The following is a 13408-nucleotide window of genomic DNA, read 5'->3' on the forward strand; positions in this document are numbered from 1 at the left end:
GCCCCCCCCCCCCCCGCCCCGGGGGCGGGGGGGGCCGGGGGGGGGGGGGGGGGGCCCCCCCGGGGGGGCGCGGGGGGGGGGCGGCCGCCCCCCCCCCCCCCCCCCCCCCCCCCCCCGCCACAGTGGTCAGGAGGGATGAGGGTCAGGAGTGGGAGGTGATGACGCCGCCGGGGGTGAGCACGATGTACACGCCGTTGGCGCTGGTCCCGGTGGCGCTCTCGTTCGCCTCCAGGGTGCCGTTGACCGCACCGTCGTTGCCCAGGATCTCCGCGCGGTACCGGTTCTGGCCGAGCTTGGTGACCTCGGCCTTCCAGCCGCCCTCCAGGTCGAAGGTGCCCGGACCCTGCTGCTCGCCGCCCGTCCAGGAGTGGACCTTGCCGCCCATGGTGAGCACGAGATACATCCCGTTGAAGTTGGCGCCGTCGTCCGCGTCGTGGGTGCGCAGCGTGCCGTAGCGCTCACCGCCGTTGACGATCTCGGCGCGGTAGTTCTGGTCGCCGCTCCGGTAGATCTCGGCGGTGCTGCCGTCCACCAGGGTCTGGGTGCGCACAGGTGAGGCCGCCTTGCTCTCGGTGCTGTCGGCGACGGGGGTGCCGTTGTGCTCGCCCTTCGGGGTCTTGCCCGATGCGGACGAGGAACCGCCGGACGAGGAGCCGCCGGACGTGGCCTTGTCCTCGCCGGTGGAGTGCGAGGCGGAGGCGGAGTCCTTCTTCTGCGGGCTGCCCGCGGCGTCCTGGTCGGTGCCCTGGCAGGCGGTCAGCGAGAAGGCCGCGGCGGCGGCGAAGGCGACCAGGCCGGTGGTGCGGAGAGTGCGGCGGGTGCGGCGAGCGGTCATGATGGAGATCCCCCATGGGCTGTCAGGATGCGGTGTCGCCGCCCGTCTGCGCGGGCCGCGGCCGCATCGGCTGTGAGCTTGTACCCCATGTGATGGCGCGCGGGCCGAAGTTGTTCACGGGGTTGTGTCCGCATCCGGTAACAGCCCGCCTCCGCCGCCGGGCCCAGCCGCAGGGCCGCCCGTGGGGCTCAGCCGGTGATCCGGCCGCCCGCCACGTCCAGCGTGATGCCGGTGAGATAGCTCGCGGCGTCGGAGGCGAGGAAGAGCGCCGCCGAGGCCACGTCCGCCGGTTCGGCCATCCGGCGGAGGGGGTGGCGCAGCGCGGTCCGGTGCTGCGCCTCCTTGGACATGGTGGCGGCGACCTTCTCGGTGCGGACCGTCGAGGGGGCCAGGCAGTTGACGCGGATGCCCTGGGGGCCCAGTTCGGTGGCGAGTTGCCGGGTGAGCGTGGTCACTCCCGCGTTGGCGACGCCGTGGGCCAGGTCGGGCGCGCCGGGGCGGGAGCCTCCGGAGGACGCCGAGGACACCGAGGACGCAGCGGTCATGGTGAGGACGCTGCCGCTGAAGCGCTCGACCATGGCCGGGAGAAAGGCGCGGATCGTCAGGAAGGTGGCGGTCAGTCCCGTGTCGAGGACCTGCCGCCAGCGCTCCTCGGTCAGCTCCAGGGCGGGCACGGGGGAGCCCCGGCCGCCCGCGAACGCGGCGAGGATGTCGACCGGGCCCAGCTCCTCCGCCACCCGCTCGGCCACCCGGCGCAGTGCCCCGGTGTCCGTCACGTCGGCGAGGGCGCCGATCGCGGTGCCGCCCTCCTTGCCGATGCCGTCGACGACCTCGAACAGGGCCGGGCGGTCCCGTCCCACCAGGCAGACGGCGACACCCTGGGCGGCCAGCGCCCGTCCGGTCTCGGCGCCGATGCCCCGGGAACCGCCGGTGACCACCGCGACCTTGCCCGCCAGGTCCGGGTAGACGGGGTGGGCGGGGACGGGGCCGCCGAGCGGGACGGACGGCGCGGGGCCGTCCGGTGCGGCGCCGCCGGGGCTGTGCGTCATCGGGAGGATCCTCCGGTCGGTTCGCTCGAGTGCAGGCCCAACTCGCGGCGGCGGCGGTGGCCGTAGACCGCGGCGCCGATCGCGCAGCCCACCAGGGCGCCGGTGGTGATGCCCCAGCCGACGACGAAGGCCCCCAGCTGCGTCGGCTCCGAGCGGCTGGGCCGCACCTCGCCCCGCGGGTCGGCGACGACCGACAGGGTCTCGCCCACCTCGTCCTCGCTGCAGGGGAGGCGTAGGCCGTCGGTGCGGATCCCGTCCTCCGCGAGCGGGCGCATGTCGCAGGTGGGACCGCCCTTGGCGTGGTGGTGCACCTCCGTCAGCTCCACCCGTATCCACTCGCCGCGCTGCCCCAGCACCGAGGCGGTGTTGCCGCTCCCGGCGACGACCAGCAGGGCCAGCCCCGCGAGGATGATGAGCAGCAGATAGCTGGGTCGCGGCCCGTAGTAGGTCAACTCCAGCAGCAGCAGGACCAGATAGACCGCGGTGAGCAGCATCAGCGCCCAGAACAGTGGCTCGCCGCCGACATGGGTGGGCAGCACCATGGCGGCCGCGGCCAGCGCGCATCCCACCAGCGTCACGGTGGTCGCCAGGGCAGTGGCGGCGGGCAGCGAGAGCTGCTGGATCCGGGTGTCCAGCCGGGGGCTGAGCCGGTGCGGGGCGGCCGGGCGGGCGCCGAGCCGGGTGTAGAGCCCGGCGCCGGGTGCCAGCCGCGCGTCCCGCGCGCTGCCGCCGGAGCCGGACGTACCCGACGGGCCGTCGGCGCGCGGCCGGTACCGGCGGGCCCGGGCTGTGCCCCCGCAGCCGGCGACGGTCAGGATCACGGCCCACGCCAGCAGCGCTCCGTAGACCGTGGGGTCGGGTTCCTCGTACGGGTCGGAGGAGAACGCCTGCATCAGCCCCGAGAGGAGGAAGACGAAGGCGAGAAAGAGCGCGAGCACGGACAGTGCCGTCCAGCCGGCCCGCCGCCCGCGCAACCCCTGCCCGGCCTTGCCGCCGGCCGGGCCGCCGTACAGCTCGATCATCCGGTGCCGGTCGCGGCTGCGGCCGCGCAGCCGCAGCAGCACCACGAGCGCCCCGGGCACCAGGACCGTGCCGGTGACCAGTGACAGGTTCGCGGCCAGGCCCTCGGGGCGGCCGACGTGCGTGTAGTCGTAGATGCCGGAGGCCAGCAGGCCGCTGCCCGCGCAGAGCGCCACGACGAGTGCGACGCGCGCCCACAGCTCGCCGGGTGCGAGCTGGGCGCGGATCAGCGCCGCGCCCCACGCGGCGTCTTCCGCGGCGTCCTCCCCGTGCGCATCCGGGAGCCCGGCCGTGGCCGTGCTGCCGTCCGCCGTCCGCAGGGCTTCCCGGCCCGTCCTCGCCATTGTGCTGCCCCCCGTTCGCCCCGGGCCTGCCCGGCCTGCTCCGAGCCCGCGCCCCGCACTCTAGGGGGCGCCACCGACAGTGTCGGGGGTCGGGTCCGCTGCGGAAAATCCCTGTGGATAAACCCGCCTCGGAGGAGTAGAGAGTCTGCTGTGTCTTCCTCGACTTCCTCGACTTCGACGTCGTCCGCACCCCGCATCCGGCCGGCCGCCCTCGCCGATCTGGCGGCGGTCGCGGACATCTACGCGCACTACGTCACCGACACCGTCGTCACCTTCGACCAGACCCCGCCGTCCGCCGACGACTGGCGGCGGCGCTTCGAGGAGCTGTCCGGGCGTGGGCTGCCCTTCCTGGTGGCGGAGCTCGGCACCGAGATCGCCGGATACGCCTACGCGGGCCCCTGGCGCCCCAAACCGGCCTACCGGTACACGGTCGAGGACTCCGTCTACCTCGCTCCCGACCGGACCGGCCGGGGACTGGGCTCGGCCCTGCTGGCGCGACTGCTCCGGGAGTGCGGACCGGCCGGTGTCCAGCAGATGGTGGCCGTCATCGCCGACACCGGCAGCGACGCCTCCGCGGCGCTGCACCGCCGCCACGGCTTCACCCCGGCGGGACGGCTCACGGCCGTCGGCCGCAAACAGGGCCGCTGGGTCGACACGGTCCTGATGCAGTATTCCTTCGAGGGCACGCAGGACGTGCCCGACCGGTAGCACACCCGGGACGTGCGGGACGGGGAGCACCGCGCAGGGTGCGCGGAACGGGCGGAGCAGCACGCTGCGCCCGGCGCCGACCGCTCGGCGCCGGGCCGCGCGTCACTTCTCGCCGCGCTCCTGCTTGCGGGCCTGTTCCCACTCCTGCCGGCGTTCCTGTTCGCGGGCGCGGCGGGCCGCCTCGGCGGGGCGGCGGACCGGGTCCAGCTCCTGGTCGATGTCCGGGATGGAGTCGTGGTCCTCGTCGCGGGTCTCCGCCTCCCACAGAGTCCGGTATTTTGCGTCCCGCATCTTCAGCAGGAAGCAGGCCACCAGCGCGGAGAGCAGCGAGCCGAGGAGGACGGCGGCCTTGGTGTGCTCGGTGACGGCGGCGCCCTGGAAGGCCAGCTCGGACACCAGCAGCGAGACCGTGAAGCCGATCCCCGCGAGCATGGCGACCCCGGCCACGTCCGCCCAGGCCAGATCGGAGCTGAGGCGCGCTCGGGTGAACCGGGCCGCCAGATAGGTGCCGCCGAAGACACCGAGGAACTTGCCGACGAACAGGCCGAGCATCACGCCGAGCGCTTCCGGTTGCCGGAAGGTCTCGCTCAGTGCCGAGGCCGAGACGCCGACGCCCGCCGCGAAGAGGGCGAAGACGGGCACGGCGAAGCCGGCCGACAGCGGGCGCACCAGGTGCTCGATGCGTTCGGCGGGGGAGACGCTGTTCGGGTCGTCCGGGTTGTCGGGCTTGACCCGGAGCAGCAGGCCCATCGCGACGCCCGCGATGGTGGCGTGCACGCCGCTGTTGTACATGAGCGCCCAGATCACCACGCCCAGCGGTACGTAGATGTACCAGCCGCGCACCCGCAGGTTGACGTGGAGGACGCGGAAGAGCACCAGTCCGGCGACGGCGCCCGCGAACGCCGCCCAGTTGAGGGTGGAGGTGTAGAAGACGGCGATGACGAGGATGGCGCCCAGGTCGTCGACGATGGCGAGGGTCAGCAGGAAGGCGCGGATCCCGGAGGGCAGGTTGGTGCCGATCACCGCGAGGACGCCGAGCGCGAAGGCGATGTCGGTGGCCATCGGCACGGCCCAGCCGTTCAGGTTTCCGCCGTCCGCCAGGTTCACCGCGACGTAGCAGAGGGCGGGCACCACCATGCCGCTGGCGGCCGCGACGACGGGGAGTGCGGCCGCCGCGGGGCGGCGCAGTTCGCCGACGGTCAGTTCGCGTTTCAGCTCGATGCCGGCGACGAAGAAGAAGATCGTCAGGATGCCGTCCGAGGCCCAGTGCTCCACGGACAGGTCCAGCCCCAGCGCGGGGATGCCGAAGTGGAAGGCCCGCACACTTTCGTACAGATGTGCGAGCGGAGTGTTCGCCCAGACGAGTGCCACCACGGCGGCGACCAGCAAGACCGTCCCACCGACGGTCTCCGTGCGCAGCGCGTCGGACAGCAGCTTGCGCTCGCGGGCCGAGGGGCGTGCGAAGAGCGACGTGTCGCCGCTGCCGCTCTGCCGGTCGCGGCTCTCGTCTGCGGTGGGCGGTGTCATGGGCGGCTCCTGGATCGGCGCGTGCAGAGATACGGGGAGGGTCCCCGTACCGCCGACCAGACTTCCCGGCACACCTGTAACAAACCTGGCGCGATCTTGACGCCTCTCCGACACCGTACTCGAACACATGGGAACCGCACCTTCCGGTCTCCTGGCCGATGCCCGGTCGATGCCCGCCCGTAGCCTTGCCGAGCGCGGTGTCCCCGCTCTCCGGACGCCCGGATCCAGCCTCGCCGGCCCCGGGGATTCCGCCTCGACGGGCCCGGAATCACGCCCCGCGGCAGCGGTCGGATCCGCCTTGAGGGGGTCGGGGGGTGTTGATACTGTGCCCGGGATCTGTAGGGCGTGGCCGCGTGTCGGTACGCGGGGGTATGTCCGCTGTGGGGTAGCGCACGGCGGCGCGGGGGCAGGTTTCTCGACGTGGAACGACGTGAGACGCACACAGAACGGAACACGGGGGTGGTGAGGTGAAGACCCAGGAGCGGAGCTCCGCCGGGGTCGGGCGCGGGGCGGCACTCACCCCACCGGCCGGGGACCGGCTTCCCTCCCCGCCACGCGAGCGCAAGCCCGCGCTCGCCGCGCTCGCCGTCCTCCTCGTGCTGCTCGGCGCGCTCGGTGCCACCGTTCTGGTGATGCGCGCCGGCGACCGGGTCGAGGCCGTCGTCCTGACCAAGCGGGTCCAGCAGGGCCAGGCGATCCCCGACTCGGCCATCGAACCGGTGATGGTCGCCGAGGACAGCGACATCAAGTACGTGCGCTGGGACCAGCGCGGCCTGCTCAAGAAGTACCGCTCGACCACCGACCTGGTCGACGGCACCGTACTGGTGGGCAGCATGCTCACCAAGGAGAAGGGCCTGGAGGCCGGCAAGGCCGTGGTGGGGCTCTCGCTCAAGAGCGGGCAGTACCCGCCGCGCCTGAAAGAGGGCGACACGGTCTCCGCCTACCGGGTGGGCCGCGAGACCTCGGGCGGCAGCGACGACTCCGACAGCGGCACCGGGGACGGCTCCGGTCAGCGGCGCGGCTCCTCCGGCAACGCGACGATCGCCGAGGGCGCCAAGGTCCAGTCGATCAAGTCCGGCTCCGGCGACTCCATCGCCTCCAGCGGCAACCTCCCCGTCTCCGTGGTCGTCGACAAGAGCGACGCCGCCGAGCTGACCGCGGCCGCGTCCAACGGTGAGGTGTCCCTCGTCCTCGACGCCGACGGCGGAAGCTGAGACGCACCCGCGCGCGGGCCCACCGCGCCGCGGCCGTGTGGCGGGCTCCCCGCCGCCGGGACGCCGGGCCCGCCCGTGGAACCGTCCCGCCGCGCGGTGTCGTCGTCGGCTACGGCAGGACACGACGACAGGCACCACGGCACGGACGACAGCACACGGACACAAGGAAAGGCGTAGCCGGAATGGCGCTGATCGCACTCGCCGCCGACAAAGGCGCACCGGGGGTCACCACGACCGCCGTCGCCCTCTCGGCGGTGTGGCCGCGCCGCGCGCTGCTGGCCGAGATGGACACCGCGGGCGGTGACCTCGTCTACCGCAGCCCCGCAGCGGACGGGCGTCCGCTGGACCCCAACACCGGACTGCTGTCGCTGGCTGCGACCGCCCGCAGAGGGCTGGCCGCCGAGCAGCTCTGGGACCACACCCAGCGGCTCTCCGGCGGTCTCGAGGTGCTGGTCGGACTCGGCAGCGCCGAGCAGTCCGCCGGGCTGGCCGGGCAGTGGGACACCGTGGGCCGCGCCTTCGCGCACCTCGCCGAGTCGCCGCACCCGCAACTGGCCGCCGACGTGATCGCCGACTGCGGACGCATCGGTCCGGAGGCCGCCTCGGTCGCGCTCCTGCCGCACGCCGCGCTCGTGCTGCTCGTCGCGCGCGACGAGCCGGAGCAGATCGCCCGGGTGCGGGACCGCGCCCTGGCCCTCACCGCACGGCTGCACGGCGCCGGGCACGCCGCCGGCCCGCTGGCCCAACCGCTGCTCGGCGTATTGCTGGTGGCCCGCACCCAGGGCGCCGCCAAGATCGCGGGACAGGTCAACGACATGCTGGTCGCCTCCCGCGCCGGCGCCCGGGTCGTCGGCGTCCTCGCCCACGACACGCTGGGCGCCGAGCAGTTGGCCGGACGCCGCCGCGGCCGCGTCGAACGCTCGCTGCTCGTCCGCTCGGTACGCAAGGTCGCCACCGATCTGCACCAGCAGTACGGCGCCAACTGGGAGTCGGCCGCGCCGCCGCAGCGGTCCCTCACCCCGCCCGGCCCGGGGCAGCAACCCCAGGGCCCGGCCGGCAACCCGGTGCAGGCCCCCGGTCGCAGCCCGGCCCCGGGCGCCGGAGCGCCACCGCACCCCGGTCCGGGCCCGGTCGGCGGGCCGGCCCCGAGCGGCCCTGCCGAACCCCTCCCCTCCGGCCCGGCGCCGCACCCGCGGCCCGGTCACCCCGGTGCACCCGGTCACCCCGGCAGCGCACCCGGAGACCCCGGCAGCACGCCCGGGAACCCCGGTGCGGACCCCGGCCCGGCCCCGGCGCCCGGGAGGTCCGGATACCCCGCGCCCGGCTCGTGGACCCCGGCCGACCAGGGCGCGCCCGGCCCGCAGACGCCACCGTCCGGACCGCAGCCCACTCGCCCAGGTCCGCAGGCGGCCTCGCCCACCCCGCACCCCTCGCCGCCCGGCCCGCAGGCGTCCCCGCCCCCGCAGGCGCCGGGTGCGCTGCCGCCGGTCCAGGCACCCCCGGCGCAACCGGCCGCCGCGCCCGCGCCGGGCGCCGCCGGGCAGGACGCCTCCCAGCGGGGGCGCAAGGGGCTGCGCGGGCGGCGCAGGCCGACGGCGCCCGAACCGACACCGCCGGTACCGCTGCCCGGCACCCCCGGGAACGGGGACCCGCGGGATGAGGGAGCCGCCTCGTGAGCGCGAGCATGGTCGACCACCAGTTGGTGAAGCGGTTCCGGCAGGAGGCCGGGGACCGCATCGCCGAACAGCGGCGCATGGACCAGGCGTCCGGCGTGGCGGCGATGTCCGCCGAGGACGAGCGGCAGTTCGCGCGCGCCGTGATCGCGCAGATCCTCGAGGAGCACGCGCGCACCGAGATCACCTCCGGCCGCACCCCGCCGGACGCGCAGTCCGAGGAGGCGTACGCGGCCGCGGTGCACGCCGCGCTGTTCGGCGTCGGGCGGCTCCAACCGCTGCTCGACGATCCCGAGGTCGAGAACATCGACGTCAACGGCTACGACCAGGTCTTCGTCGGCTACGCCGACGGCCGCGAGGTGCGGGGCGAGCCGGTCGCCGAGTCGGACGAGGAACTGATCGAGCTCATCCAGATCCTCGGCGCCTACTCCGGACTCTCCTCCCGCCCCTTCGACTCCGCCAACCCACAGCTGGACCTGCGGCTGCCGGACGGCTCCCGGCTCTCCGCCGTCATGGACGTCACCCGGCGGCCCGCGCTGTCCATCCGGCGGGCCCGGATGGGCAAGGTCTTCGTGTCCGACCTGGTGGGCAACGGCACCCTCACGCCCGAGCTGGGCAGCTTCCTGGCGGCGGCCGTACGGGCCCGCAAGAACGTCATGATCGCGGGAGCGACCAACGCGGGCAAGACGACGCTGCTGCGCGCCCTCGCCAACGAGATCCCCCCGCCCGAGCGGCTGATCACCGTGGAGCGGGCGCTGGAGCTGGGCCTGGACCAGTTCCCCGAACTGCACCCGAACGTCGTCGCGTTCGAGGAGCGGCTGCCCAACTCCGAGGGGCAGGGCACCATCAGCATGGCTGAACTGGTCCGCCGCTCGCTGCGGATGAACCCCTCCCGGGTGATCGTCGGCGAGGTGCTCGGCGACGAGATCGTCACCATGCTCAACGCCATGTCCCAGGGCAACGACGGCTCGCTGTCCACCATCCACGCCAACAGCTCCAGCGAGGTCTTCAACCGCATCTCCACCTACGCGCTCCAGGCCACCGAGCGGCTGCCCATCGAGGCCACCCAGATGCTGATCGCCGGGGCCATCAACTTCGTCGTCTTCGTCGAACGCCGCAACGCCTTCGCCAGCGGCGGGCGGCTGTCCCGCTCGGTCACCTCCGTACGGGAGATCAACGGCGTGGACGGCCGGGTGCTCTCCAGCGAGGTGTTCGCCGAGGCCCCGGACGGGCGGCTGCTGGCGCACGCGCCGGTCTCCTGCGCCCAGGAGCTGGCCGCACACGGATACCAGCCGACCGGAAACTGGGGGTGAGACCGTGTCTGTGAGCGGCGGTACGGGCGGCATCTTCGCCCTGTCCACCCTCTACGCGCTGCTCTGCGGCGTCGCCGTCGGCGGCGGCGTCGCGCTGCTGATCGTCGCGCTGCGCGGGCTGCCCGCCAAGGCGCCGGACGAGCAGCGGGACGCGGGCAGACGCGCCGCCGAACTGGCCCGGTTCATGAGCCGGCGCGGCTCGATCGCGGTGTGCGCCGCCGTGCTGGTGCTGCTGCTGACCCGGTGGCCGGTCGCGGCGATCGCCACCGGAGTGCTGGTCTTCCTGTGGGACCGGCTCTTCGGCGGTGCGGCCGAGGAGCGCGCCGCGATGAAGCGGGTGGAGGCGCTGGCCGCCTGGACGGAGTCGCTGCGCGACACCATCGCCGGGGCCGTCGGCCTCGAACAGGCCATCCCCGCCTCGGCCCGCGCGGCCGCCCCCTCGCTCCGCCCGCATCTGGACGCGCTCATCGACCGGCTGCGGGCCCGTACCCCGCTGCCCACCGCACTGCAGAACCTGGCGGACGAACTGGACGACCCGTCGGCCGACATCATCGTCGCCGCGCTCATCCTCAACGCCCGGCTGCGCGGCCCCGGTCTGCGCGAGGTGCTGGGCGCGCTCGCCAAGTCGGCGCGCGAGGAGGTCGACATGCGGCAGCGGGTGATGGCGCAGCGCGCCTCCACCCGGCGCAGCGTGCAGATCGTCGTCGGGGTCAGTGTGGCCTTCGTGCTGGGTCTCGCCGTCTTCAACCGGGACTTCGTCGCGCCGTACGGCACCCCGCTGGGCCAGGTCGTGCTGGCCGCCGTGTGCGCCATGTTCGCCTGCGGCTTCTGGTGGCTGCGCAAGCTGTCGCAGATCGAGACCCCGGAGCGGTTCCTGGTCCGCGCCGACCAGCAGGCGCCCGGAGCCGGTACGGGCCACCCGGGCGAGCGCGGTGAGGCGCCGGTACCCGGCCTCCCGGGGCCCGGCGGACCGTCCGCCGGGCCGGGCGCCTCCGGCGCCGGAGCGGAGGTGCCGCGCCGATGACCCCCTTCACCCTCACCGCACTCACCGGCGCGCTGGTCGGCCTGGGCCTGTTCCTGCTCGTCCGTGCCCTGGCACCGGGCAAGCGGAGCACCGTCGCCTCCGTCGCCGAGATCGACGCGCTGCGCGCCCGCGCCGCCGCGCACCAGCAGGGTGCGCAGGGCACCCCGGAGGAGAGCGGACGGGTCGCCGCCTTCCGCGCCCGGATCGGCGCCCGGGTCGCCGAGCTGTATCTGCGGCAGGGCTGGGAGCAGCGCAGTCTCCGCTCCGACCTGGAGGTGCTGGAGCGCAGTTGGGAGAAGTTCCTCGCGACGAAGGTGCTGCTGGCCGCCGCAGGGCTGTTCTTCGGGCCGTTCCTGTTCTCGATCGGCTGGCTGATCGGGTTCGGCCGCAGCCCGCTGATCCCGCTGTGGCTGGCGCTGCTCTGCGCGGTGGTGTTCTTCATGCTGCCGGACCTGGAGGTGCGCCGGGACGCCGCGGCCAAGCGGCGCGACCTGCGCCGGGTGGTCGGCGCCTACCTCGACCTGGTGGCCATGAACCTGGCGGGCGGCCGCGGACTGCCCGAGGCGCTGAAGGCGGCCAGCGAGGTCAGCGACGGCTGGGCGCTGCGCCGCATCCGCGACACCCTGGCCGACGCGCGGATCACGGGGCAGAGCCAGTGGTCGGCGCTCGGCGACCTCGGTGCCCGGCTGGGGGTCGACGAACTCAAGGACATGTCGGCATCCTTGGCACTGGTCGCCGACGACGGCGCCAAGGTGCGCGCCTCGCTCTCCTCGCGGGCCGAGACGATGCGCCACCGCGAACTGGCCGAGATCGAGGGCAGCGCGGGTGAGAAGTCCCAGTCGATGCTCGTGGCCCAGCTGATGCTCTGCGCGGGCTTCCTCGTCTTCCTCATCTATCCAGCGGCCATGCGCGTCTTCCAGATCTGACGCCTGCCGACCCTCACCCGAAGACCAAGAAAGGACTGAGCACGATGCCGAAACCGCTTCGCTCGATCAGTCATCCCGCCGTCGACTTCCTCGTCACCTTCCTCCGCGGCCGCGTCCAGCGCGCCCGCTCCGGCGAGTTGGACCGCGGCGCCTCCGCCGTCGAGTGGGTGATCATCTCCGCGGTGGTGGTGGCCATCGTCGGCGTGGTCGCCGCCATCATCAACATGGCGCTGAGCGACGGCGCCAACAAGGTCAAGGACTGCATCGACGGCGCCGACGAGAAGGGCACCTGCTAGGAGGAGCGGACCAGGACAGCACCCGCACGTAGGAGTGGCAGCGTGAGAGCGCAGGAACGGCCGGCCGGATGGGCACGCCGCAGGTGGGAGGCTGCCTCCCGGCGCGGCGAAAGCGGCATGACCGCGATCGAGTTCGTGCTCCTGACCCCGGTGCTGTTCTTCCTGATCTTCGCGACGGTGCAGTTCGCGCTGTACTTCTTCGCGGACCACGTGGCGCAGGCGGCGGCCCAGGCCGGAGCGCGCAAGGCCCGGCAGGAGGCCGACGCCGATCCGGGCGGCTGGCGCGCCAAGGCGCGGGAGACCTCCGGCTCCTACATCCAGCAGCTCGGCCCGGAGTTGATCCTCGACCCTGACGTGAAGCTGCTCGGCCCGCGGGACAACACCGTCGGAGTGGAGATCCGCGCCAGGGTGCCCTCGGTCTTCCCCGGCCTGGACATGGACGTGTACGCGATCTCCCAGGGCCCGATGGAGCGGTTCGTGCCGGACGGGGGCGGCTGATGAGACGGACGACGAGCCGGAGGGGGAGCGACGACGCGGGGCTCTCGACGATCGAGGTCGTCGTCCTGGCCCCGGTGATGATCCTGTTCATCCTCGTGCTGGTCGCCTTCGGGCAGCTCGTGGACGGCCGCGGCGCGGTCGACGGCGCCGCCCGGGACGCGGCCCGGGCCGGATCGCTCCAGCACGGCAGCCACGCCGCGGCGATGACCGCCGCGCAGCAGGCCGCCACCGCCACCCTCAAGGGCACCTGCGCCGGGGACGTGACCGTACGGGACGCGGGCAGCGACTACCGCTCCGGCGGGCTGTTCACCGTCGAGGTGAGCTGCCGGGTGCGCGGTCTTGACATGCTCGGGCTGGACATCGCCAAGGACATCTCGGGCCGGTCCAGTTCGCCGATCGACCCCTACCGGAGGACCGGATGAGCCGCCGCGCGGAGTTCCGCGAGCGGGCCGCGGCCTGGCTGCGGGCCAGGGAGGCGGCCTGCGACGACCGCGGCTCCGGCGCCGCGGCGGTCATCATGTTCGCGCTGCTGTTCATGGCGCTGGCCGCGTTCGTGGTCGACGGCGGGCTGTCCATCTCGCAGCGCGAGCGCGCCGCCGACATCGCGGAGCAGGCCGCCCGCTACGCTGCGCAGGACATCGACGAGGAGGCGCTGCGCGCCAGCCAGGGCAACAGCGCCCCCATCAACTACGAGAACTGCGGCGCGCGGGTACACGAGTTCGCCACCCGCTCCGGCCTCTCGGCGGCCGACGTGGCAGCCTCCGGCTGCGTCTCCGCCAGCGCCCAGCAGGTCAGGGTCCGCATCCGCCTCACCTACCGCCCGGTCCTGACCGGGCTGTTCTACAGCGCACCGCTCACCGTCCACGGCACGGCGACGGCAGAGTCCGTGACCGGGTGACCCGGTCCGGGTGACCGCCCCTCCTCCACGTCCGCACTTCTCACTCTGGGAGCACACGACATGGCGCGCCGCAGTTCGACACC

At 73.9% G+C, this 13408-nt stretch carries 14 protein-coding genes; 10 read left to right on the forward strand and 4 right to left on the reverse strand.

The window, feature by feature from the left end; all coding sequences use genetic code 11:
- Nucleotides 1-142: 142 nt before the first annotated feature.
- From ACFYNS_RS18475 to ACFYNS_RS18485, 3 genes are all read right to left on the reverse strand, one after another.
- Nucleotides 143-835, reverse strand: a complete 693-nt coding sequence (locus ACFYNS_RS18475; protein ID WP_360297797.1) for a hypothetical protein — start codon at nucleotides 833-835, stop codon at nucleotides 143-145.
- Between the two features lie 188 nt (nucleotides 836-1023).
- Nucleotides 1024-1884 (reverse strand): SDR family NAD(P)-dependent oxidoreductase, encoded by an 861-nt coding sequence (locus ACFYNS_RS18480; RefSeq protein ID WP_388603855.1) that lies wholly within the window; start codon nucleotides 1882-1884, stop codon nucleotides 1024-1026.
- Nucleotides 1881-3248 carry a hypothetical protein gene (locus ACFYNS_RS18485; protein WP_388603857.1) on the reverse strand — a complete coding sequence of 456 codons (1368 nt, stop codon included), beginning with the start codon at nucleotides 3246-3248 and terminating at the stop codon, nucleotides 1881-1883. Before ACFYNS_RS18485 ends, ACFYNS_RS18480 begins: the two co-directional genes overlap by 4 nt.
- 150 nt (nucleotides 3249-3398) lie before the next feature.
- Here ACFYNS_RS18485 and ACFYNS_RS18490 point away from each other — a divergent pair, with 150 nt between their 5' ends.
- The gene (locus ACFYNS_RS18490; protein ID WP_388603859.1) at nucleotides 3399-3956 is read left to right on the forward strand and encodes a GNAT family N-acetyltransferase; all 558 of its coding nucleotides are present in this window, start codon (nucleotides 3399-3401) and stop codon (nucleotides 3954-3956) included.
- Between the two features lie 102 nt (nucleotides 3957-4058).
- Here ACFYNS_RS18490 and nhaA read toward each other — a convergent pair whose 3' ends face one another.
- On the reverse strand, nucleotides 4059-5483 hold the full coding sequence (gene nhaA, locus ACFYNS_RS18495; RefSeq protein ID WP_360297805.1) for a Na+/H+ antiporter NhaA: 1425 nt from the start codon (nucleotides 5481-5483) through the stop codon (nucleotides 4059-4061).
- A gap of 467 nt (nucleotides 5484-5950) precedes the next feature.
- On the opposite strand from nhaA, the gene ACFYNS_RS18500 reads away from it, so the two are divergent.
- The 9 genes from ACFYNS_RS18500 (at nucleotide 5951) to ACFYNS_RS18540 (ending at nucleotide 13325) form a co-directional block, all read left to right on the forward strand.
- A complete protein-coding gene (locus tag ACFYNS_RS18500) occupies nucleotides 5951-6697 on the forward strand; it encodes a hypothetical protein (protein ID WP_388603863.1) in 747 nt (248 codons plus the stop codon).
- Nucleotides 6698-6879: 182 nt separating this feature from the next.
- Entirely contained in the window at nucleotides 6880-8373 is a 1494-nt protein-coding gene (locus ACFYNS_RS18505; protein WP_388603865.1) for a hypothetical protein, read from the forward strand.
- Between the two features lie 8 nt (nucleotides 8374-8381).
- Nucleotides 8382-9683 carry a CpaF family protein gene (locus tag ACFYNS_RS18510; RefSeq protein WP_388603921.1) on the forward strand — a complete coding sequence of 434 codons (1302 nt, stop codon included), beginning with the start codon at nucleotides 8382-8384 and terminating at the stop codon, nucleotides 9681-9683.
- 10 nt (nucleotides 9684-9693) lie between these two features.
- Nucleotides 9694-10707 (forward strand): type II secretion system F family protein, encoded by a 1014-nt coding sequence (locus tag ACFYNS_RS18515; RefSeq protein WP_388603923.1) that lies wholly within the window; start codon nucleotides 9694-9696, stop codon nucleotides 10705-10707.
- The gene (locus ACFYNS_RS18520) at nucleotides 10704-11633 is read left to right on the forward strand and encodes a type II secretion system F family protein (protein ID WP_360303310.1); all 930 of its coding nucleotides are present in this window, start codon (nucleotides 10704-10706) and stop codon (nucleotides 11631-11633) included. Before ACFYNS_RS18515 ends, ACFYNS_RS18520 begins: the two co-directional genes overlap by 4 nt.
- 44 nt (nucleotides 11634-11677) lie before the next feature.
- Nucleotides 11678-11929: a hypothetical protein gene (locus tag ACFYNS_RS18525; protein WP_360303308.1), complete on the forward strand. Its 252-nt coding sequence runs from the start codon at nucleotides 11678-11680 to the stop codon at nucleotides 11927-11929.
- Between the two features lie 117 nt (nucleotides 11930-12046).
- Nucleotides 12047-12427: a TadE family protein gene (locus ACFYNS_RS18530; protein WP_239501826.1), complete on the forward strand. Its 381-nt coding sequence runs from the start codon at nucleotides 12047-12049 to the stop codon at nucleotides 12425-12427.
- Complete coding sequence (locus ACFYNS_RS18535; protein ID WP_388603867.1) at nucleotides 12427-12849, forward strand: TadE/TadG family type IV pilus assembly protein; 423 nt, start codon at nucleotides 12427-12429, stop codon at nucleotides 12847-12849. Before ACFYNS_RS18530 ends, ACFYNS_RS18535 begins: the two co-directional genes overlap by 1 nt.
- A complete protein-coding gene (locus tag ACFYNS_RS18540; RefSeq protein ID WP_069991162.1) occupies nucleotides 12846-13325 on the forward strand; it encodes a pilus assembly protein TadG-related protein in 480 nt (159 codons plus the stop codon). The genes ACFYNS_RS18535 and ACFYNS_RS18540 overlap by 4 nt, the downstream gene beginning before the upstream one ends.
- Nucleotides 13326-13408: the final 83 nt, after the last annotated feature.

Source organism: Streptomyces sp. NPDC006925, assembly GCF_042869575.1.
Lineage (GTDB): Bacteria > Actinomycetota > Actinomycetes > Streptomycetales > Streptomycetaceae > Streptomyces.